Below are 23,473 nucleotides of genomic sequence, written 5' to 3'. Positions count from 1 at the left end.
TTTCAGTACAGCGTTTTGATCCCTAGCAGTTCGATCTTGGCAATGGCCTACAATGCTCGGAAAGTTTCAATTGCAGCTAAGCGAGACTGCTTTAAATCGACGATCGGTTGAGGGTAGTTCAATTCTAGTTGAGGATTTTTGGCAAAGGGTTGGTGAATTTGCTTTGCATCCAAATCTGCCAGTTCAGGTAGCCATTGACGTAAATAATCCCCGTTCGGATCAAATTTCTGAGATTGGCTGATCGGGTTAAAAATCCGAAAATAAGGTACAGCATCTGTACCCGTCGAGGCGCACCATTGCCAACCGCCATTATTGGCTGCTAAGTCACCATCGACAAGGTGCTGCATAAACCATTGCTCCCCCAACCGCCAATCGATCAGTAGATTCTTACTGAGGAACATGGCACAAATCATCCGCACCCGATTATGCATCCAACCCGTAGCCAGTAGTTGACGCATCCCTGCATCGACGATCGGAATGCCTGTCTGACCTTGCTGCCATGCAGCCAAGTCTTGTGGTGCATGGCGCCATTTTATTTTTAAGGTTTTGGTTTGAAACGGCTGGTGCTGAGATACCTGCGGGTAGTCAAATAAAATGTGTTGGTAAAATTCACGCCAAAGTAGCTCATCGAGCCACGTTTGTTGCCCTCTGTGGTCGATCTGGAAATAGCCACCTTGTTCACGAAACAGGGCTTGCAGACATTGGCGAATAGACAAGATGCCCAAGTTGAGATACATGCCAATTCGACTGGTAGCATTGAGCGCTGGATAGTCCCGATCATCAGCATAACGACTCAGATGTTGTTCTATAAATTCATCTAAGCACTGCTGTGCATGATTTTCCCCAATCGGCCAAAGCTCGATTTGAGCAGCTAACAGCGATGTGGGATAAAAAGGACGTAAATCAAATTGATTTTGCCACAGCGGATGCGAGGCGAGAGCCGCTTGGGCTTCAATAGCGGGATAACAAGTAGGCAGACTGCTACTCAATTTCTCGTAGCAATTTTTCTTAAATGCACCGAAAACCTGATAAGGATGTCCAGATTGATTGCGAATACTGCCAACAGGAAACAGGGTGCGGTCATGGTACAACTCGACAGAGATCTGCTGCTGTTCTAATAACTGTTGTACTTCGCGGTCTCGTTTGAGTTCATTCACACCGTGTTCAATATGTGCATGAACCGTGTGTACATTGAGTTGAGTGCATAGGCTTAAAAGCTCAGTGGCGATGTCTGACCAATCCGGAATATGCTGAATAATCAGTGGAATATTTAGTTCAGCCAATTGCTGTCGCAAAAGTTCCAACTGGGCAAGATAGCGATGGATTTTGATGGGGGCATCATCATGCCTTGCCCATTGTTCAGGAGAAAGCGCAATAAAGGCAACAGTTGGACCAGACTGTGTCGCCTGCCACAGTGCGCTATGGTCATGTCGTCTTAAATCTTGTCGAAACCAAACCAGTTGCATGCTTATTGCCTCGTGTTTTGTTGGAAATATCATAGGAATTACGGGGTGTCTATTGGTGATAAAACCATTTAAAAAATATCGATTTTTATAAAAAACCATATAATATCTATGGTTTAAGTTAACCGATTGCGCACAATTTTGTCAGCTTAAGCGTACAAGTAACGAAGTTTTTGACGCTAGGCGTACTTTTAAATTTTACCTAAGATGAACTCATACAGGAACAGGACGTTCCGGAACATAAAACAATAACAAAGTGTTCACCATCAGGACTGTGAAGCAAGACAGGAGTCATGCTTAAGTATCCATATAGAAAAAGCCCGACAGGATGTCGGGCTTTTTCTTTGTTTACAATTCCGCTCGTTTTGTAGAAACAGAGCATGTCTTTAAATTGGACTGGCGATAAAAAATCCCCTAAGCCGAGCCTTAGGGGAGGAAAGTGAAGTGAGCCGGTTGTGATTATTATGCTGATTTTATGAGCTGTGACTGCATCAACAATTATGCTGATTTAGCCTGCACAACTTGCTGCTGTTGAGCTTCCAGTTCACGAACCAGTGGCAACACTTTTTCGCCAAAGTATTCCACTTCTTCAATGAAGTGGAGAAAACCTGAGAGAACCAAATCGACGCCTACACTTTTGAGTTCCACAATGCGTTCTGCAATTTGTTGTGGCGTGCCAATCAGATTGGTTTTAAAGCCGTCGTTATATTGAACCAAATCTTCAAAAGTAGATTTTGCCCAGTTTCCTTCGCCTTCTTTGGTGGATGCACCTGCTTCACGAGTTGCATCGCCAAAAGCATTGACCGCTTCGGTATTGGCATTGTCGATAATAGCTTGAAGCACCGCTTGGGCTTCTTCCTCCGTATCTCGGGCAATGATGAAGGCATTCACCCCGATTTTGACCTGATGGTTGTTGGCTTTGGCTTTTTCACGAATATCGTCGATCTGCTTTTTCAACTCAGCAGGGGTATTGCCGTTGGTGAAGTATCAATCGGAAACACGGGATGCCATGTCACGTGCTGCACGTGAACTGCCGCCTTGGAAGATTTCAATATGCGGTTTTTGCACAGGTTTTGGAGATAGGGTGTAGTCTTTAAATTGATAGTATTTACCATCAAAACTAAAGTTATCCTGCGTCCATACGCCTTTTAGGCTACGAATGAATTCTTCAGAGCGCGCATAGCGTTGATCATGCTCGGGCCATTCTTCACCAATCGCATCAAACTCTCCACGGAACCAACCACTCACGACATTAATCGCAATACGGCCATTGGTAAGATGATCGATGGTCGCCAATTGTTTCGCAGCCAGAGCTGGTTTCCAAGGGCCGGGTAAAATCGCTGCAATGACTTTGAGCTTTTCGGTTTTGGCCAAAATACCATGACTGAAACTAACCGATTCATGTTGATTTTCCGCGTTATAGCCTGCGGTAAAACGAATTTGAGTCAGCGCATAATCAAAGCCACTTTTTTCTGCAGCTTGTGCCAAACGCACGTTATAGTCATAGCTCCAATCGGTACGCTGTTCAATATTACTGACCACCAAACCACCACTGACGTTTGGTACCCAATACGCAAATGTAATGTTTTTTTCTTGTACTGACATTTTGCAAACCCTCGGGATCGAATTGTTATGCTGTGGTGTTTAGGCCACTTGCGTTTTTGGCTTTTTACTATGCAGTCGAGCTTCAGCAGCATCCAAACTTGGAACGGCTGCAGAAGGAAGGACTTCTTCTTGCTCGATTTGCTTATTAATGCCCAAGTTTTGGTTGGCTTGTTGAGACTTGGCTTTCACCACTTCAGCACGCTGACCTTTGGCTGGAGCCCATTCCAAAATCGGCAGCGCACGTGCTACAGCTAAAGTAATGCGGTCACGGAGTAATTCACTATGAATGGTGTATTCAGGGGTGAAATCACGATCTGTTGCATAGACCCCAATCGGCAATGTTTGCGCTTGGAAGAAACTGAACAATGGACGCAGTTGATGTTCAAGCACTAAAGCATGGCGTTCAGAACCACCCGAAGCTGCAAGCAAGACAGGTACATCGACCAATGCAGTTTGTTCGACAAAGTCAAAGAAGTGTTTAAATAGACCTGTAAATGAAGCACGGTAAACTGGCGTTCCAACAATCAGTGCATCAGCAGCTTCAACGGCAGCAAGGTCATCTTGTACACGTTGTGGCAATTGGTTACGGTAAATCGCGCCACCTAATAAATTGCCAATTTCACTAAACTTAATAAAATGCACATTGATTGGAGTCGCATCACCGAGCTCATCAACAATGGCTTGTACCAAAGCTTCAGTTTTAGATGGATTGTTTAGACCACCTGACACAGCAACAATATTCAGGGGTTTTTGTAGATTAACTTGAGACATTTTTTAAACCTAAAAGTGTGGTTTCTCGGAATGCCTTTTATTAATCCCGATGGGTGGATCACTGTAAAATAACGAAAATCAGAAAAGTTATCTGATTTTTAGATATGTTGGAAAAACCAGAAGATTTGTGAAATTTCAAATTTTAAACTGTTGATATTTCAACATATAATGCTTAGATATACGCATTTTTACTGTGTTGATAAAATTTATATGAAAATATGATTAGATTTAAAGATTTATAGAAAATGCGAAAAAAGACGCATTTTAGGTGAAAATCTACATTTTAAATGCAAAAAAATAAGTTCTTGCATATCCTTCACATAGCATGTGTGGTTAGAATAGGGTCATTGTGCACAAGATCTCTCACGTTGCTTATGAATATTTTAATCGTTGATGATCACCCGCTGTTTCGTCATGCTTTAATTCAGGCGGTTCGTTATAGTTTGCCTCAGGCGCAAATTCATGAGACTGCAGCAGTCAATGAATGCTATGAACGTCTTGAAAATGGCCCTGAGCCTGATCTTGTGTTATTGGATTTAAACTTGCCGGGTGCTTCAGGCTTTTCTGCCTTGGTGCATATTCGCGCACAATATCCATCGATTCCAATCATTGTGGTCTCTGCGCATGAAGAAGCGTCGATTATCCAACGTGCGATTGCACATGGCGCGATGGGTTATATTCCAAAATCTGCGCATCCAAGTCACATTGGTGAAGCGATTCGTCAAGTCTTAGAAGGCGAGATTTGGTTGCCACCAAATTTACCAGCCAATATGAACTTTGATCCACGTGCTGCAGATGAAACGGCATTGGCAGAACGTATTCAGTCTTTAACACCGCAACAATTCCGCGTGTTAATGATGGTGGCGGAAGGTTTGTTGAATAAACAAATTGCCTATGAGTTGGATGTGTCTGAAGCAACCATCAAAGCACATGTGACGGCGATTTTCCGTAAGTTGGGCGTACAAAACCGAACTCAAGCTGTATTGGCAATTAATGCATTGAATATTGAAGAAAAGAAAATCTAAGGATTTTTTCCATAAAAAAAGACCTCCATCGTGAGGTCTTTTTTTATGCTATTTAAGTACTAATGCTAGCGCTGGATCATTTCGGTGTAAATGCTGTTAGGTCTTTACATGCGGTTTAAAAGCAATAGAGCAATGCAACTTAACAATGACTTAAACAAACCACTTCAACTTAAGCAATATAGTCTTGCTTAGGCGTCAGATCGGTACAGTACAAAGGGTTGAGCGCACATTGCAATTCATCAATTTGTTCATCGGTCACATAGCCGCGCGCTTTGAGATAATCCGCGACACGGTCATCACGTAAACTCAAAAAGGCAGCGTCATAAACGCCCAAATCCACAAATAGGGCTGCAGTTTCTAAACTGTTAAAACGGTCCAGATAGACATCATTGTCATACATCAGAAAGATATGGTCTTGCTTGGAGTTGGCATCGACATTTAAACGTTGTGCCAATTCAAATGGCGCTGTTTTAATAAACAGTAAATCGGATAATTCATCAAACTGTGTTTTATCCAGCTGGTTTTTGTCGGTTTTGACTTTACCAAGCCACGCTTTAAATACCAAGACCGCACCACCACGCAGTAGCATGCTCCAAATCTGATGACGGGTGTCCAAACCTAAGCTATTGGATTCTGCTTCTAAATTTTGCAGCAGTAGGTCTTCTTGCTCTGCCAGTCGATCGAATAAGCCAAGACCTTGGGGTTTGTAAGCATTTGGTGCAAAGACATCAAAATTCAGTTCGTCAAATACCTGTAACGCAAGAGGAACGGCACTGCGATAGAGTGTTTCCAACGCTTCGACTTGCACATCACTTAATTTGCTGAACTTAAATAATTGACGCCAGTCGATCTCTGGCAAAATGGCATTGGCACCATACTGACGATGAAACTGTAGATTTTGATCAAAACCATGCGGCATTGTTTCTGAAATATTCACAAGATCACTCCTAATATGCGGGGGAGATCAGCTTCTCAAGTGTTGAGTTATGACGCTTCTTGAATTGGCTTGAAACTGATCAACTTCTTATGAATATTTTTAAAACGAACGGCGGCAGCTAAATATACGACTAAAGTTTTAGTTTTTAATTTTGGTTGTAAAAATCTTATTTAAATCAAATATATTTTTAATTGTAACTAAGTGTACAAGTGTTCACTCATGCATTCGATATCTTTTGCCATAGGCAATCTAAATTTGATATTTATGGCTAATAAATAGACGAAATGTCGGGGCTATTTTGAATGATCTTGCCGCTGAGACAAATTTTTTTGCCAGTTAGGTAAGTTTAAGTAAGAACAAGGTAAATAAAAGCCCATTTCATGTGAATGAAATGGGCTATTTTTCACAGAGCGATGTCATGTAACAGCGCTACTGATTTGAAATCTTCAAACCAGATAACCATGAACGGAGTGAAGCCGGTTTCAACGGTTTTTTCAGTAAGACGATGTTTAACTCTTTTAGACGTTGCGGTAATTCAGGATCAGAATCTGCGGTAATCAGCGCCACAGGGACATTTTTCTGACGGTTATCTAAAATAAAGTCGAGACCGATCTTGTTGTTATTCAAATGTTGGTCAACCAACCAAACTTGAATATTTTCTTGTTGAATCAACTCCATGGCCTGTTCAGGTTCAGTGGCTTTAAAGACTTGATAGCCCCATTTGGTCAGTAAGGTCGACATCCCTTCCAAAATCGTTTCATCATTGTCTAAGCACAGAATCTTATAGGCTTTGGTTTTCAACGGAACCGCTTGGGTCGGTGCAGCGACCACTTTTGGCGCAGCGACCACAGGCACTTCAATCATAAAGCACGAACCATGACCAAGTTCTGAGAACACATGCACCGGATAGTCGAGTAGGCTGGTCATGCGTTGCACGATGGCTAAACCTAAGCCCAGACCTTGTTCGCCCCATGGAGAGGTATGTCCACAGCGTTCGAACTCTTGGAACAACTTAATGCGTTGTTCTTCCGCGATCCCAGGACCTGTATCCCAAACGCCAATACGAATATGTCCTGGACGTGCTGAACGTAGCACACCGACAACCACACGACCACGTGCCGTATAGCGTAGGGCATTGCTGACGAAGTTTTGAATAATACGACGAATCCACTGTGGGTCGGTGTCAATCCAGAACTGAGCATCGTGTACGGTCAGTTTGATATTACGCTGTGCCGCAATCGATTTAAATTGAAGTTCAAGATCACTGAGTAAGTCATGCAGCGGATAAGGCTGACGTTTTGGTTGAATGGTTCCACCTTCGAGTCGTGCAATGTCCAATAGGGCAGAGAGCATACTTTCCGCACCATGCAGCGCACGATCTAGTTGCTGAAGCGTTTTACGATCATCGTCATTTTGTACGCTTTGCTCGAGGGCGGTACTAAACAGACGCGCAGCATGCATCGGTTGCAATAAGTCATGGCTTGCGGCAGCGATAAAGCGGCTTTTCGACATATTGGCTTTATCGGCTTGCTCACGTGCCAATTGTTGTTCAGACAGGGCATCTGCCAACTGTTGGGTACGGTCTTGCACACGGCCTTCAAGCAAGGCTTCATTTTCACGGAATGCAGTAATATCGGCAAAGGTCGTCACGAAACCGCCGCCTTCGATTGGGTTCCCGCGCATCTGAATTACACGACCATCTTTACGAATTCGTTCAAATTCGTGTGCGCTGCCGACTTGCATCCAATGCATACGTTTACGCACATGTTCTTCGACTGAACCAGGACCACATTCGCCGCGTTCAGCGTTATAACGAATCAAGTCTGAAATTGGGCAACCGACATAGACAATGTCTTTTGGATAATCAAACAGTTTGAGGTATTGATTATTCCATGCCACCAAACACATATTTTCATCAACCACGGACACACCTTGAGTCATATGGTCGATCATGGTCATGATCAGGTTTTGGTTAAAGCGCTGCCACTGTGAGGCTTGGTCAAGAATATTTGCGACCTGACCGAGTGCTAAACCATTATTGACCATGGCTGTGGTGAGTAGGGTACGGGCAGATGCCGCACCGATGGTGCCGGCAAGATACTGTTCGGTAAAACGCCACCACATGCCGTTGGCGCTGCTATTTTCATTCAAAACGACATTGTTTTGTGCGCAGAACTGGTTGAAGGCGCGCATAGTTGGACCTTCACCGGTAATGCGTTTTGCCAAAGTAATCAGATCACCTACTTTTAAGCGTGCCACATCATGGTGAATATAGCTGATGTCGTTTGATGTACTTTGAGCCGGGAGGGGCTTGGTTTCATAATAAAAGAAACTTTCGGCCTGAATTTGCTCGGCAACACTTGGACGGAAGACGCGGGAAATCCAAATATAGAGGGTGATATTTAAACCGAGTGCCCAAACTACGCCATGGGTAAGTGGATCGAAAGATTCAAACCCTAACAGTGCTTCAGGACGTAACCAACTCAAGCCTAGCGGACCCTGACTTAAAAGATTTTCGGTAAATGTTTTAAATTGTTCAGGCAGGCTACGCAATACGGTTGGTAATAACAGGGTATAAGCCCACATGCCAAAGCCGACCAACAGACCTGCATATACGCCTTGCTTACTTCCGCCGCGCCAATATAAACCACCAATTAACGCCGGTGCAAACTGTGCCACAGCACTGAAGGCCAATAGGCCAAATACCGATAATTGGTCAATGTCATTGAAGAAATGGAAGAACAAGAAGCCCAATAACATGACCGCTAAAATACATACACGACGTGTGAATTTCAGTACGAGTGGTAGGCGTTTGTCATGACGTGACAATAAGCGTGTACGCCACAGTGCAGGCATGATCAAGTCATTACTGAGCATAATCGACAAGGCCACTGACGACACCAACAGCATACCTGTCGAAGCTGAAAAACCACCGAGAAATGCAAGTAAGGTCAACCAGTCTTGGTTATAACTCAAAGGCAGTGAGAGCACAGCAACATCGGGGATTGCCAAGTAGGCAGGTGCTGCATGCAGCGCCCAACTGGCAATCGGGATGATCGCGATAATAGTTAAAATCAGATAAATGGCAAACCAACGACGAGCACCACGGATATGCTTTTCATCTCGCAGTTCAACCACCGCGACATGGAACTGACGTGGTAGACAAATAATCGCTAATGCAGCCAATAAAGTTTGAATCCAAAAGCTTTCTGGCACACCTTTGAGCTGAACATCTTTAAAGGTGGTGTTGATGTCATGGCTGATTTGAGCCATGTTTTCAGGTGATTCAAAAACAAAGAAAAATGCGACTGCAAGTAGTGCAAACAGCTTGACGAAAGACTCAAATGCCACAGCCAACATTAAGCCGCCGTGCTGTTCAGTATTGGCAATCTGTCGTGTCCCAAACATCATCGCCAAAATCGCCAATACACCAGTCAAAAACAGCACACTATTGGTGGTGCCGGTCAGACCAGCGGTCGGTTCTAAAATGACCGTTGCACTTAGGGCAATTGCACGTAGTTGCAAGGCTAAATAGGGAATAATGGCAATCACGGCAAGGATCGTGACTAATGACGCTAAGGGGCCACTTTTACCATATCGTGCTGCTACAAAGTCGGCAATCGATGAAATGGCATGATGCTGACGGACACGGCCTAAACGTCGCCAAATATCATAGCCGAGCGCAACAAATAGCAGCGGTCCTAGATAGATCGGCAGGAAAATAATGCCCTCACGAACCGCGGCACCTGTTGCGCCATAAAACGTCCAAGATGAACAGTAAACCCCTAAAGTTAGACTAAAGAGAAGCATTCTGCCGCGAGTACTGAGCCTACTGGCATGCTTTTCACCAAAGAATGCACATACAAAGAGTAATGCGATGTAAAGGGCCAATACCCCGACGATAAGCCAACTATTCATAGAGCCTGCAGCATATTAATTCTCGCTTAATGATAACGCATCCATAGGCTTAGGGAGGTTATTGCTCAAAATTTAACGACCAAAGTCTAAATTACAAGAGATAAGGAACATTGGTAAGTTTAGCTTCGAAATAATTCGAATTAGAAAATTGCGCGCCAAGGTTCGGCGTAAGGAGAACATTATGGATGAGAGACAGGTAGAACAAATTCTACAGAATCCAAAATTTAAGGAAATGGTTAGCCGTAAAAGTAAGTTGAGCTGGACTTTGACGATCATCATGTTGGTGGTCTATGTCGGCTTCATGCTACTTGTGGGCTATAACAAAGAGTTCTTGATGCAATCCGTGAGTGGTGGTGTAACCACGATTGGTATGCCATTAGGTTTGAGCATTATTGTATTGTCATTCCTGCTCTGTGGTGTGTATTCGTACATTGCAAATAATAAATTAGATGCATTAAACGAAGAAGCAATGCGTGAAGTAGAAGCAATTACTCAAGAAAAAGGACTTCACTAAGATGAAATGGAATTCATTGAAAGCAACAGCACTGGCGGCTCCCGCTCTGCTCATGTCAAGCATGGCAATGGCAGGACCAGATTTAGGTGAAGCACAGCAGCAAGCGACCAACTGGCACGCAATTATCATGTTTGCCATCTTTGTAGGTTTTACGCTGCTAATTACTAAATGGGCTGCAAAACAAACTACCAACACTGCAGATTTCTATACTGCTGGTGGTGGTATTTCAGGTTTCCAAAATGGTCTAGCGATTGCCGGTGACTATATGTCAGCAGCATCGTTCCTCGGTATTTCCGCAATGGTATTCAGTTCAGGCTTTGATGGCTTGCTGTATTCATTGGGCTTTATGGTGGGTTGGCCAATTGTATTGTTCTTAGTAGCAGAGCGTCTGCGTAACTTAGGTAAATTCAACTTATCTGACGTTGTATCGTTCCGTTTGGCTGAAAAACCAGTACGTACATTGGCAGCAATGAGCTCGCTGGTGGTTGTAGCGTTCTACCTAATCGCACAGATGGTGGGTGCAGGCCAGTTAATCAAATTGTTATTCGGTCTAAACTACAACATTGCGGTTGTGATTGTTGGCTTGCTGATGATGGCGTATGTAATCTTCGGCGGTATGTTGGCAACGACTTGGGTACAGATCATTAAAGCAGTGATGCTACTTTCTGGCGCAACGTTCATGGCATTCATGGTCATGAAGGGCGTGGGCTTCAGCTTCTCTGAAATGTTCTCACAATCTATTCAAGTTTTCTCTAAAGTTCACGAAGTGACTTTGGCAGAAGCGGGCAATATTATGGGGCCTGGTAAATTGGCTGCAAACCCAATTGATGCGATCTCTCTAGGTCTGGCATTAATGTTCGGTACAGCAGGTTTACCACACATCTTAATGCGTTTCTTCACGGTTAAAGATGCCAAAGAAGCGCGTAAATCAGTGGTTGTAGCAACAGGTTTCATTGGTTACTTCTACCTACTGACTTTCATCATTGGTTTTGGTGCGATCCTTTACGTTTCAAACAACCCACAATTCCTTGATGTTGCAAAAATGGCGGTAACTGGCAAGCTAGAGCTTGTTGGTGGTAACAACATGGCTGCGGTGCATTTATCTGATGCATTAGGCGGTGATTTGTTCATGGGCTTCATTTCAGCGGTGGCATTCGCAACGATTCTTGCAGTTGTTGCAGGTCTAACATTGTCTGGTGCTTCAGCTATTTCACATGACTTGTATGCAAACGTATTCAAGAAAGGTCAAACAACGCCAGAATCTGAACTTCGTATGTCTAAAATCGCGACTTTAGGTCTTGCGATCTTCGCGATGATTTTAGGTATCTTGTTCGAGAAACAAAACGTTGCATTCATGGTTGGCTTGGCGTTCTCTGTAGCAGCATGTGCAAACTTTCCAGTACTTGTATTGTCTATGTTCTGGAGAGGCTTGACCACTCGCGGCGCAGTGATTGGCGGTTTAGTAGGTCTGCTTACAGCAGTGACCCTAATTATCTTATCTAAAGCAGTTTGGGTAGATACATTTGGTATTTCTGAAACACCAATTAACCCGTTCAATGGTCCTGCAATCTTTGCAATGCCATTAGCATTCATCTGCTGCTGGTTGTTCTCTGTGACTGATAATTCAGCACAAGCACAAGCTGAGCGTAAAGCATTCGATGCACAGTATGTACGTTCACAAACTGGTATTGGTATCTCTGGTGCTTCAGATCACTAATCTGAATCGCCTAAAAAGCCCCTAATAAGGGGCTTTTTTTATATTTAGTGAATGATATGACGCAGAGGTTTGTAGACAAATCTCTGTCCTATTTGCGTGTATAATTTTCTCCATTGATCGACATTTTCCAATGGCCTTGATCATCTTGATAAGGCGAGCGCTGAATGGTGAATTGTTGAGAGAAATTATCCTGACCGATGCTAAAGCTCTGATCACCAAAACTGCTCAAATGGGCTTTTATTCGCGACTGTTCAGCACCACTGAAGGTTTGGTTGGCAATACTTTTTTCAGTATGTTCTTGATGGTAATACGTCACTTCGCCCGACGATTTGATCACTAATTCACTGTGGTTGTTTTGCCAAGTCCCCACATAATTTTCATGGCCTTTGAGGAGCGGACTGTTTTGTGTACAGGCAGAGAGCATGAGCAGACAGAGGGGTGCAAATACGAGATGTTTTTTCATAATGAAATCTACCACGTAGGAGATTCCTTTGAATATGTGCCTGAAAACTGAAACTTACAGTAGGTTTTTTGAACCTCTTTGGTAATAAGAAACCCAGCTAGAACAGTGCTCATATGGATGCTTTTTCAGATTAAGATCAACAAATTTTTGCAATAAAAAAAACTCACTTCGTGCTAATTTAAAATCAATCAGTTGATGATGCTTCAGATCAATCATTTCAGCGCATGAAAAAAATATAGAGATTGAAAATAATGCAAGGTTTTGTAGATTTTTGGAAAAGCTTTAGACTTTTACCCTCAGCATGGCTGTTACTGGTGCAGTTTCTGATCTTGGTTTTAACCGCGATTACCCGAGAAAGTCTGTCTTTTCGTGCGCTAATTTGGGTACTTGGGGTGTCGGTACTATTGATCATTGCCAAAGTGATTCGCCAAACTCCAATGTTTACGATTCTAGGACTGAGTTTTGTTGGCTGCGCCGTATTGTTTTCTACTTTGATTATGCTCGGTGTAAATCATCCGAATATTCAAATTATTGCGCATGGTTTTGAAGCCTGTGCGTATTTTAGTGCAGCCTATGGCTTATTACGCTATATGTTTGCCGATCGCTATTTAACCAAAGATGAACTTTTTGCAGCAGGGGCAGTATTTACCCTCATCGCATGGGGTTTTGCTTTTCTCTATAGTATTTGTCAGCTGATTTATCCGGATAGTTTTGTAAATCCTGCAGAGCCGGGCATGCAGTCGTGGTTAGATTTATTATTTTTAAGTTTTAGTTTGCAGTCTGCCACGGGCTTGTCGGATCTCATGCCTGTGAGTGCGCCTGCACGGGTCTTGGCTATGCTTCAAATGTTCTGTGGGGTGATGTATTTGGCTCTCATCGTTTCACGCTTAATTGCATTGCAATATATTGCCCATTTACCGGAACGCCATGAGCCCAAAGACAAATAATGGCAGGAAAAAAAAGGACGCAAATGCGTCCTTTTTGGTATTCAGTATCTAATATGAATTAGAAACGGAATTTAGCGTTTACGCCAACAGTTTGAGTGTCGCCGATAAAGCTTGTTTCAGTCGCTTTAGCTGCTTCATAGTTAGCATTTACATAGCTAGCACCAACTGCAACAGCAGGAGTGATGAAGTAGTTTACGTTCGCGCCCCAAGCTGAGTCTGGAGTACCAGCAAAGCTAGATTCAGCGTAAGAAGCACCAACGCTTAATTTAGGAGTTACGAAAAGATCAGTTTTGAATTGGTAAGCAGTGTCATCACCGTAGATGATGCCTGATTCGAAACCAATTGCCATGTTAGTGTCGTCGATTGCGCCAACATATTTAGCACGTGCAGTGATTGCGTCTTGGTCTTGGCCAATAGTTGTAGCTTCAGCAACAGCTTTAGCAACACCGTTACCCATAACGTTGAACGCGTCAACAGCAGCTTGGTCAGCAACGCTAGTGTAACCAACAGCAACTAAGAAGTTTTGAGTTGGAAGCGCACCAACTTCTAATGCATAACGGTCGCCGTTGTCTTCTAATACTTTAGATGCTTGGTTTTTAGAATCTAAAATAGTGTGGCTGTAAGACGCGCTTGCATATACAGGAACAACTTTAGTTGGAACATAAGCTTCAGCTTTAGCACCAAAGTTATGAGCAATTACGTCAACACCTTGTGAACCAACTTCGCCGTAGTTGTAAGCAACAGCTACGTTAGAAGCTTGGTTTAAGAATGCAGCTTCTGCTAAAGGACCTTTTGTAGAGTCAACATTTTTGAAGTAGTAAGTACCTTGAACACCACCAATGAAATCTTTGTCATTTGCAGTTGTGTCGATGTATTCTGCTTGGCCTTGAACTTCAAATTGGTAAGCTTGAGCACCGGTCATGGCTAATAATAAAGCAGTGGCTAAACCGAGTTTTTTCATGATTTTCTACCAGTTGTTACAAATGGATTAAACATTGAGCATTGTATTGTAACAATATATTAAGTCAATGATCCTAAAGGTTATTATTCAGTCTCTGACTCAGATCTTTATTTCATAATAAGAAATTCAGTTTTTACTCTAACTAATAAGTCACTGAAAAAAAATCATTGAGAACAATTAAGTAAGTTTGATTAAATTCTTAATTAAAAAAATACACTTGAAAAAATACACAACTTTTCAATCTGAAATAACAATTATTATTGTTATTTTAATTCAAAATAACATTTATTGTAGTGGGTAAATTCTAACGCTTTTCACGCATTTGAAGCGATAAATTGCGGCTTTGACTGCCGAATTGTTGGGCTAAAACCACTTATTTGTATATTAAATAGACATTTTTGTTTTAAGTTTGAGGGATATGTCACTTAAATATGTGTCTTTGTGATATTTTTAATATCCTAGTGAAATACTTGGCTTTACATCAGGTTTTATTTGATTCATAATTTGCCAATCGAGTCGTCACACGGTTTAAAAGTGTGACTTTGACCCTGATTCTCCATCATTTGTTTTTTTATTCGCCCAGCTTTCCCCAAGGTTGGGCTTTTTTTTGTCTAAAAATGGAACTTTACCGCAAAGATTATAGATAAAACGGAGATGGAATAAAAATAAATGCCCTTTTATGGTGCATAAATTATTGGGTTTATCATCGATTTCAGTAGGCACAGACAAAAAAAATCCTGATTTTCAAGGAAAATCAGGATTTTTTAGCCAAAATTTTCGGGAAACTAAAATATTCTGCTGAGGAAGAAATCTAGTGTGCCCTAATACGGTGCATTTTGCACCAATTTATTGCAATTGTAAATATTTATTTAAACAAGTTAATAAAAATATTTCGTTTAGAAATATGCTGCTATTTTTTAGAAAATTATATCGTTCTAAAGTGATAAAAATGTGACAGATTAAACACATTTATATAGAATTTAGAGCTATAAATGTTCATTTTACAAATTAATAAATTATTGATCATTAATTTAAATATTCCCGCGTTTAGTTGATAAGTGGGTTGGGGTATGCAACAAGTGTGGGGCATAAAATAGATGGAAACATTACGAACAGAGCATATTAGTAAACGCTTGCAACTTGCGATGCTAGTAATCGTCTTGTCTATCGTATTTATCAGTGTTCCATTGATTGTGAGCAGCAATCAAAACTACCTCAAAAGTGCCGAAGCGCTGAAAGAAATTCAGATGCTGAAAATGGTGGCAGATTTAACCAACCAAATTTCTCGTGAACGTGCGCCAGCTAACAGTGCAATGTCGAGTCAAGGTGAACAGCGCGAGCAAAAAATTATTGAGTTGGCTGAATATCGTCAAGGCGTTGATCGGCAATATCAAGATACACTGAAAGTTTTAAAAGAAACGGGCTTTGCACCGATCGCCCAGCAGTTAGAGTTCAATTTATATCCATATTTGTTGCAGGGTCGCAAAACGGTCGATCAATATATTGCGCTGCCGACACAACAACGTGAAGCTAAAAAATTGGATCATGCCATTTTGGCGATGTTCCAAGCTTGGGATCAAAGCTATATTGCCATGCAGAAATTGGTCAATCATTCTCATGGTAAAGATACTCGTGTATCGAATTATTACACGCTGATTTTATTACTGGCAGAATTACGTGATCAGGCGGGAAGAGTCGCATCAAATATTATGGCTGCGGTATCATTTCAACAGGAAATTCCAGAGCAAAATTTAGCGCGGAGTTTACAAACCCAGCGTCAAATACGCTATCTATGGGAATTGATCAATGTCGTGCAGTCTGAACATGACAAAACTCCCGAGTTTAAACAGTTACATCATGCGGTAAGGACGGAATTTTTAGATAAAGGTTTGCCAATTATTGATGGTTTGACTCAAAAAAGTCTTCAACATCAGCGTTATCACATGGATGGCACCCAGCTCACTGATGCAATGGTCAATAAATTTGTCACAGTGGTGGAATTGCAAAGTTATATTTTAGATTACAGTCTCAAAGTAGCTGCGGATGAACAACGTGAAGCGCGAAATAAATTGATTTTCACGCTTTTTGTCTCGCTCGTGTCATTACTGACTGCATTATTAACGATGTTCTATGCCAAGAAATGGGTGTTTGAACCTTTAATTCGTGCTCGTAATCAGTTATTTAAACTGGCTCGGCACCGACAAATGGATCAAGGCGTGATTGAACCTGCCAAAGTAGGTTATCTCAGTTTATTTGATGCCATTCAGCATATTGAAAACATGTTGGAACAGCGTGATGCCTTTGAATTTCAGCTTAAACATATTGCCAATACTGACTCACTCACCAATGTCGCCAATCGTTTTGCCTTAGATGAATATATTAAATTTCGCTACAGCCAAAATTCAGGCTTTTTACATACAGCACTGATCGTGATTGATATTGATCACTTTAAACAGGTGAATGACCGCTATGGGCATATTGTCGGCGATTTGGTGATTCAACATGTTGCCAATCAATTACGAAAACATATTCGTTCATCCGACTTGGTGGTGCGATATGGAGGAGATGAGTTTTTAGTCCTGATCGAGGGGATTGATATGCTCAAAGCCCAATACATTGCCGAAACTATACGGCACGATATTCAGCATGTGAATTTTAATTTGGCAGAGGACGAAGCCGATCTCATTGTGACGGTGAGTATTGGTGTTGCTGTTGGCGCCGAAAGCTGGATCGATTTATTAGAGCGAGCAGACCAAGCATTGTTTAAAGCCAAAGCTGCGGGGCGTGATCGTGTTTCAGTCTAAACGCAGCTTGGCAGATTCATAAAGTTAGCCAGACAAATGAATTAATCTTCATCTTTATATAATTTATTGCAGGCTTGTTGGTTCATTTGACTACCATCTACATTCCAACACTGGGCTTGGGTAATTTTGCCTAAATTGTACTGAAGCACCGCTTCAGGTTGCCCATTGTCATACCAAATTTTATAACTGTTATGACGAACGCCATTACGATAATAACCTTGGCGTTCTAGTTTGCCGTTTTCAAACCACATTTTCAGCTCACCAATCAGTTTATTATTTTGAAAATTGGCATAAGTCCATGGTTTACCATCGCTATACCAGCGTTGGCGCAGGCCATTTTCGAGACCATTTTTATAATTTTGAGAAAAAGCCAGTTGGCCATTCGGATGCCAAATTTTGTAATCCCCCTGCGACTCGCCATTGATGATGCTACTTTCTTGCTCTTTTATCCCATTGGCAAACCAAAACTCAAGTTTGCCCTCGTACTCCCCATTTTTATAAGCAATGCGGCTACGGGGTTTGCCGTTGGGGAAGAAACTTTCAAATACGCCTGAGCCTTGAATACCATCTGGAAAGTGAATGAGATGTTCACATTCACCGTTTTTAATTTTGCTATTACTCAGAAAGATGGTGGTCAGGGCATTGCCATTGGCATAGACATATTGATTTTCAAAGATCCCATTGTGTGGTGTCGGGGTGCTGAGGGCTTTACACTGCAGCTTATCTTTCCATGGGCTAAGATCGGGGTCTTCTTGTGAGACAAACAGCACCATGTATTCGTTTAGATAGCCATCGGCAAAGCTATATATCGGACATAATAAGAGGCTGAAACTTAAGATAAATTTATTCATTGTTAGTATGCTTTTATATTTTAAAAAGTTAAAAATTATTCGTTGTTGAGTCCACGATAGGCGTCATCATAAGGATGTTTTGTTTAAAAATAAATAGTGGTTAAGCTAAGTTTGGAACAGATACAAGACTGTTGAAAAGTACACAATTCAGGTTTGAACTTCATCTTATACTGTGGACTTTAAACGCCATAAAAATAGTGCAATGAAAAAAATATATCTATCGTTGATGACTGTCCTGAGTTTGTCAGCATGTACAGCAAATGAAGGCATGTTGGATTCATCTCAACACTTAAAACAAACCACTCAAGCCAATTTAGAAAATTCACGGATGAGTGAAATTCCGTCTTTATTTAATCAAGCACAGACACAGGCGGTAATTGTCACATTTGATGGTCAGCGCATGAGCCATTATGGCAATGACTTACAGCGCGCCCAGACAGCATACATTCCTGCATCTACCTTTAAAATGTTAAATGCTTTAATTGGTTTGCAGCATCAGAAGGTGACAACCACTGAAGTTTTTAAATGGAAAGGTGAAAAACGTGCTTTCCCGTCATGGGAAAAAGACCTGACTTTGGGCGAAGCCATGCAAGCGTCTGCGGTTCCTGTATATCAGGAACTGGCAAGGCGAATAGGCTTGGCGCTAATGCAACAAGAAGTCCAGCGGGTCGGTTTTGGCAATGGCAATATTGGCAAACAGGTGGATAATTTTTGGTTGGTTGGGCCGTTAAAGATTACGCCTGAACAAGAAGTCAAATTTGCGTATCAGCTTGCGACAGAGAAATTACCGTTTGATGTCGCGGTACAAAAGCAAGTCAAAGACATGCTTTATATTGAAAGCCGTGGGGATGCGAAGTTATATGCCAAGAGTGGTTGGGGTATGGATGTGGAACCTCAAGTCGGTTGGTATACCGGTTGGGTGGATGATGGTCATGGCAAGATCACGGCGTTTAGTTTGAATTTGCTGATGGCAGCAGGGGATGATGTGGCAGAGCGTAAGCAGTTAACTTTGGATGTGTTGGATAAGTTGGGTGTGTTTCATTATTTACGTTAATTTTTTGAATTTGTATGTCCTCGCTTTGCATTGGGTTTGAGTTTCCACTGCGCAGGAGATTCATATTTTTGAAAGTACAAAAGTAGGCAAAATACTTTTGTTTGGTTGAAGGTACGTCCGAACGATTCCAGTTGAATGTTTAAAATGATGGCACGAATTTTGTAGATGGATTTAGTTCAGGTTATTTTCAAAAAAATATGCTTTTCTAAACGTCCTCGCTTAGCATTGGGTTTGAGTTTCCATTGTGTAGGAGATTCCTACTTTTGAAAGCACAAAAGTAGGCAAAATGCTTTTGTTTGGCTGAAAGTACGTCCGAACAGTTCCAGTTGAATGTATAAAAGGATGGCGCAAATTTTGTGGATGAATTTAGTTCGGGTTATTTTCAAAAAATATGTTTTCTAAACGTCCTCGCTTTGCATTGGGTTTGAGTTTCCATTGCGTAGGAGATTCCTACCTTTAAAAGAACAAAAGTAAGCAAAATGCTTTTGTTTGGCTGAAAGTACGTCCGAACAGTTCCAGTTGAATGTATAAAAGGATGGCGCAAATTTTGTGGATGAATTTAGTTCAGGTTATTTTCAAAAAATATATTTTCTAAACGTCCTTACTTTGCATTAGGTTTGAGTTTCCATTACGTAGGAGATTCTTACTTTTGAAAGCACAAAAGTAAGCAAAAATCTTTTGTGTGACTGAAGGTATGTCCGAACGGTTCGAGTTGAATGTATAAAAGGATGGCGCAAATTTTGTGGATGAATTTAGTTCAGGTTATTTTCAAAAAATATGTTTTCTAAACGTCCTTACTTTGCATTGGGGTTGAGTTTCCATTGCGTAGGAGATTCCCACTTTTGAAAGCACAAAAGTAGGCAAAATGCTTTTGTTTGACTGAGGGCACATCCGTGTTGCCCTAGTCAAACAGGCGACATCCATGTCGCCTTCATGTGATTGAATGTTGTGAAGAACAAGAATTTATTTAGAAATGGCTTTGTTTAAGCTCGTATAAAGTGATTTTCTAGCTTCTAAAATTTCAAATCTATATTGAGCAGTTGTTTCAACATTGATAGATCCATTTTTACAAAGTGTATAAGCGTTAAATTTTCTGAGTAATTCGCCATAAATTCTTAGCTTTTCTTGTTGTTCAATATATCCATGTAAAAGAAGTAAACCTTCATTTTTGCTAAGTAAATTAAAGTCATTAAAAAGTGCGTGTCTTAGAGGTTTAAGTCTGTCTGAAATCTCATTAAGAGCTGGTTGAGATTGTTTTGTTTCAAATTCAAAAATTGCCCAAATTTTTAAAAACGAGATGATTTATTTCCTCGAGATCTTTGGAAATATTGGTCAATAAATTACGATTATATAGAAGGTTATCTTTTGCTACTGATGCTGAAATATTCGCCTTTTGATTTAAGTAGGTAATTACGCCAGTTAGCAGTGCTCCTAAACCAATTTTTACGGCTGTATCAATTATCTCTAATAAAGTCATATAAATAAAAAACGGTGAATGAATCACCGTTTTATCATGCACTTAAAGGAAAGAGAATCTTATTTCAACATCGGCTTTAAGAACTTCGCTGTATGTGACACTTTATTCTTCGCAACAACTTCAGGTGTACCTTCGGCAATAATCATACCACCACCCGCACCACCTTCAGGGCCTAAGTCCACAATCCAATCGGCAGTTTTAATCACATCCAAGTTATGCTCAATCACCACGATGGTATTGCCCTTATTACGTAGCTCATGCAGGATGTCGAGTAACTTGGCAATATCATGGAAGTGCAGACCTGTCGTCGGTTCATCAAGCACGTACAAGGTTTTGCCTGTATCGCGTTTTGCCAACTCACGTGCCAATTTCACACGCTGCGCTTCACCACCTGAAAGTGTGGTTGCAGACTGACCCAAACGGATATAGCCCAAGCCTACTTGGTTCAAGGTTTCCAAACGACGGTGAATCACAGGAATAGCGTCGAAGAAATGCATCGCATCTTCAACCGTCATTTCTAAGACATCTGAAATATTACGACCTTTATAACCAACTTCTAACGTTTCACGGTTATAGCGCTTGCCGTGGCAGGCATCACAAGGCACATACATATCAGGTAAGAAGTGCATTGCGACCTTAATCATACCGTCGCCTTCGCAGGCTTCACAGCGACCACCTTTCACATTAAATGAGAAACGACCTGCGGCATAACCACGAGCCTTAGCTTCAGGTGTTTGCGCAAACAGTTCACGAATTGGGGTAAACAAACCTGTGTAAGTTGCAGGGTTTGAACGTGGTGTACGACCGATTGGGCTTTGGTCAATATCAACGACTTTATCGAGGAACTGTAAGCCATCAATCGAATCAAATTTCTCAGCCGTTAATGTGGTTGCACCATTCAATTGAGTCGCTGCAAGCGGTAACAAAGTACGGTTAATCAATGTTGATTTACCTGAACCCGACACACCCGTTACACAGGTCATTACCCCTAAAGGAATGGTCAGGTCGACATTTTTTAGGTTATGACCCGCAGCGCCCATCAATTTGATTTGTTCTTCAGGTTTTGGCGGTTGTGTTCGTGTTTTCGGCACATCAATACTGAGTTTTCCTGATAGATATTGACCGGTTAATGAATCTGGATTTGCCAAAATTTCATCATAAGTTCCTTCGGCAATTACATGACCACCATGTACACCTGCACCCGGGCCAATATCAATAATATGGTCAGCCGCTCGAATGGCATCTTCATCATGCTCAACGACGAGCACCGTATTACCAAGGTCACGTAGGCGAACTAAGGTTTCAAGCAAGCGGTCATTATCACGCTGATGTAGACCAATTGACGGTTCATCGAGGACATACATCACGCCCATGAGGCCCGCGCCAATTTGTGAAGCCAAACGAATACGCTGTGCTTCACCACCCGACAGTGTTTCTGCCGAGCGCGATAAACTTAAATAGTTCAACCCCACAGAGACCAGGAAGTGTAAACGCTCACGGATTTCTTTGAAAATCTTGTCGGCAATTTCGCCTTTGGCACCGCTTAAGTTGAGGTCTTGATAATAGCTTTCAGCATCGCCAATCGACATCTTGGTAATTTGTGCGATGGTCTTATCTAAAATTTTCACATTACGTGAGATTTCATTCAGACGAGAACCATCACAGGCATCACAAGCGGCATTTGACAAATATTGTGCTAAATCTTCACGTACATAGTTGGATTCGGTTTCACGGTAGCGACGTTCTAGGTGCGGCAAAATCCCTTCAAAGGCTTGCACGCGCTTGTGCGAACGACCACGCTCATCAATATAGCTGAGGTCAACTTTTTCCTTGCCTGTACCATAAAGGAATTTCTTTTTGGTGTCGGCATCGAGTTCATTCCACGGTGTGTCTAAAGAATAACCAAAATGATCTGCCACTTTTTGGATCATGCTATAGTAATACGGACGTTGACGGTCCCAACCACGGATTGCCCCTTGGCTAATCGAAACTTCATTATTGGGAATCAATTTGTCAGCACTAAAATGGCTGCGGGTGCCTAAACCATCACAAACAGGGCAGGCACCGAATGGATTGTTGAAGGAAAATAGACGCGGTTCCAGTTCACCTACGGCACGTTCACATTCAGGGCAGGAGTGTTTGGCTGAAAATACGCGGTCTTCTTGTTCGCCTTTCATCCACGACAAAATGGCAATGTCGCCGCCCATGCGTAAAGCGGTTTCAAAACTTTCTGCAATCCGGTTACCAAGATCATCACGTACCTTAAAACGGTCGACCACTACTTCAATGGTGTGCTTTTTCTTTTTGTCTAATTCAGGTGGTGTGTCGATATCAATGACTTCACCATCGACACGGGCACGGACGAAACCCTGACCTTGTAATTGTTCGAACAAGTTGGTGTATTCACCCTTACGGTCGCGGACCACAGGGGCAAGCAACATAAGTGCCGTACCTTCTTCTAGACCTTTTACGGTATCGACCATTTCAGACACAGTCTGAGCCACCATCGGTAGATCATGTTCAGGACAGTATGGCGTGCCGACACGGGCATAGAGCAGACGTAAATAATCGTAAATTTCGGTGATTGTCCCCACCGTCGAGCGTGGGTTATGGCTAGTTGATTTTTGTTCAATGGCAATCGCGGGACTCAAGCCTTCAATCGAGTCGACTTCGGGCTTTTCCATTTGCGAAAGGAATTGGCGCGCATAGGCAGATAAGGACTCGACATAGCGACGTTGACCTTCAGCATACAAGGTATCAAAAGCCAAAGAGGACTTCCCTGAACCAGAAAGACCCGTAATGACCACAAACTTGTCGCGTGGAATATCGAGTGACACATTTTTTAAGTTATGGGTACGTGCGCCTCGAATACGGATATGGCTTTGGCTCATGCAAGGGGTCCTAAAAGATTCATCGAAAAACCTATATATGATAGCGCATGAAAAATGTTCAAGCTTTATTTAAAT

The 23,473-nt window shown here is 42.0% G+C and carries 15 protein-coding genes and 1 pseudogene; 6 read left to right on the top strand and 10 right to left on the bottom strand.

Annotation, left to right across the window (positions count from 1 at the left end):
• Window positions 1–47: 47 nt before the first annotated feature.
• From FTT76_RS04935 to msuE, 3 genes and pseudogenes are all read right to left on the bottom strand, one after another.
• Window positions 48–1,466: a deoxyribodipyrimidine photo-lyase gene (locus tag FTT76_RS04935; RefSeq protein WP_180190115.1), complete on the bottom strand. Its 1,419-nt coding sequence runs from the start codon at window positions 1,464–1,466 to the stop codon at window positions 48–50.
• A 495-nt stretch (window positions 1,467–1,961) separates the two neighbouring features.
• Window positions 1,962–3,068: pseudogene (gene sfnG, locus FTT76_RS04930) on the bottom strand (dimethylsulfone monooxygenase SfnG).
• 39 nt (window positions 3,069–3,107) lie between these two features.
• Window positions 3,108–3,839, bottom strand: coding sequence for an FMN reductase (gene msuE, locus FTT76_RS04925; RefSeq protein ID WP_078190544.1), 732 nt, complete (start codon window positions 3,837–3,839; stop codon window positions 3,108–3,110).
• A gap of 374 nt (window positions 3,840–4,213) precedes the next feature.
• Between msuE and FTT76_RS04920 the strand changes: the two genes are divergently transcribed.
• A complete protein-coding gene (locus FTT76_RS04920) occupies window positions 4,214–4,864 on the top strand; it encodes a response regulator transcription factor (RefSeq protein ID WP_078190543.1) in 651 nt (216 codons plus the stop codon).
• Between the two features lie 169 nt (window positions 4,865–5,033).
• Here FTT76_RS04920 and FTT76_RS04915 read toward each other — a convergent pair whose 3' ends face one another.
• Both FTT76_RS04915 and FTT76_RS04910 read right to left on the bottom strand, forming a co-directional pair.
• On the bottom strand, window positions 5,034–5,801 hold the full coding sequence (locus FTT76_RS04915) for a hypothetical protein (RefSeq protein WP_180190114.1): 768 nt from the start codon (window positions 5,799–5,801) through the stop codon (window positions 5,034–5,036).
• Window positions 5,802–6,230: 429 nt separating this feature from the next.
• Window positions 6,231–9,719: a PAS domain-containing hybrid sensor histidine kinase/response regulator gene (locus tag FTT76_RS04910; RefSeq protein WP_180190113.1), complete on the bottom strand. Its 3,489-nt coding sequence runs from the start codon at window positions 9,717–9,719 to the stop codon at window positions 6,231–6,233.
• A 181-nt stretch (window positions 9,720–9,900) separates the two neighbouring features.
• On the opposite strand from FTT76_RS04910, the gene FTT76_RS04905 reads away from it, so the two are divergent.
• Together FTT76_RS04905 and FTT76_RS04900 are read left to right on the top strand one after the other, a co-directional pair.
• The gene (locus tag FTT76_RS04905; protein WP_078190540.1) at window positions 9,901–10,233 is read left to right on the top strand and encodes a DUF485 domain-containing protein; all 333 of its coding nucleotides are present in this window, start codon (window positions 9,901–9,903) and stop codon (window positions 10,231–10,233) included.
• Window position 10,234: 1 nt separating this feature from the next.
• On the top strand, window positions 10,235–11,950 hold the full coding sequence (locus FTT76_RS04900) for a cation acetate symporter (protein ID WP_180108842.1): 1,716 nt from the start codon (window positions 10,235–10,237) through the stop codon (window positions 11,948–11,950).
• 88 nt (window positions 11,951–12,038) lie between these two features.
• Here FTT76_RS04900 and FTT76_RS04895 read toward each other — a convergent pair whose 3' ends face one another.
• The gene (locus tag FTT76_RS04895) at window positions 12,039–12,413 is read right to left on the bottom strand and encodes a hypothetical protein (protein WP_180008801.1); all 375 of its coding nucleotides are present in this window, start codon (window positions 12,411–12,413) and stop codon (window positions 12,039–12,041) included.
• 251 nt (window positions 12,414–12,664) lie between these two features.
• Between FTT76_RS04895 and FTT76_RS04890 the strand changes: the two genes are divergently transcribed.
• The gene (locus FTT76_RS04890; RefSeq protein WP_180008803.1) at window positions 12,665–13,360 is read left to right on the top strand and encodes an ion channel; all 696 of its coding nucleotides are present in this window, start codon (window positions 12,665–12,667) and stop codon (window positions 13,358–13,360) included.
• A 58-nt stretch (window positions 13,361–13,418) separates the two neighbouring features.
• Here FTT76_RS04890 and omp33-36 read toward each other — a convergent pair whose 3' ends face one another.
• The gene (omp33-36, locus tag FTT76_RS04885) at window positions 13,419–14,321 is read right to left on the bottom strand and encodes a porin Omp33-36 (RefSeq protein WP_180190112.1); all 903 of its coding nucleotides are present in this window, start codon (window positions 14,319–14,321) and stop codon (window positions 13,419–13,421) included.
• A 528-nt stretch (window positions 14,322–14,849) separates the two neighbouring features.
• A complete protein-coding gene (locus FTT76_RS04880) occupies window positions 14,850–15,050 on the bottom strand; it encodes a hypothetical protein (RefSeq protein ID WP_180190111.1) in 201 nt (66 codons plus the stop codon).
• Window positions 15,051–15,418: 368 nt separating this feature from the next.
• On the opposite strand from FTT76_RS04880, the gene FTT76_RS04875 reads away from it, so the two are divergent.
• Window positions 15,419–17,125: a GGDEF domain-containing protein gene (locus tag FTT76_RS04875; RefSeq protein ID WP_180190110.1), complete on the top strand. Its 1,707-nt coding sequence runs from the start codon at window positions 15,419–15,421 to the stop codon at window positions 17,123–17,125.
• A 41-nt stretch (window positions 17,126–17,166) separates the two neighbouring features.
• Here FTT76_RS04875 and FTT76_RS04870 read toward each other — a convergent pair whose 3' ends face one another.
• The gene (locus tag FTT76_RS04870) at window positions 17,167–17,976 is read right to left on the bottom strand and encodes a toxin-antitoxin system YwqK family antitoxin (RefSeq protein ID WP_180190109.1); all 810 of its coding nucleotides are present in this window, start codon (window positions 17,974–17,976) and stop codon (window positions 17,167–17,169) included.
• A 202-nt stretch (window positions 17,977–18,178) separates the two neighbouring features.
• On the opposite strand from FTT76_RS04870, the gene blaOXA reads away from it, so the two are divergent.
• Window positions 18,179–19,030, top strand: a complete 852-nt coding sequence (gene blaOXA, locus FTT76_RS04865) for a class D beta-lactamase (protein ID WP_373686529.1) — start codon at window positions 18,179–18,181, stop codon at window positions 19,028–19,030.
• 1,536 nt (window positions 19,031–20,566) lie between these two features.
• On the opposite strand, the gene uvrA is transcribed toward blaOXA, so the two are convergent.
• Window positions 20,567–23,398, bottom strand: coding sequence for an excinuclease ABC subunit UvrA (gene uvrA, locus FTT76_RS04860; RefSeq protein WP_180190108.1), 2,832 nt, complete (start codon window positions 23,396–23,398; stop codon window positions 20,567–20,569).
• Window positions 23,399–23,473: the final 75 nt, after the last annotated feature.

It is taken from the genome of Acinetobacter sp. YH01009, assembly GCF_013420765.1.
Classification (GTDB): Bacteria; Pseudomonadota; Gammaproteobacteria; order Pseudomonadales; family Moraxellaceae; genus Acinetobacter; species Acinetobacter amyesii.
This window is presented reverse-complemented; position numbering and strand designations above follow the sequence as displayed.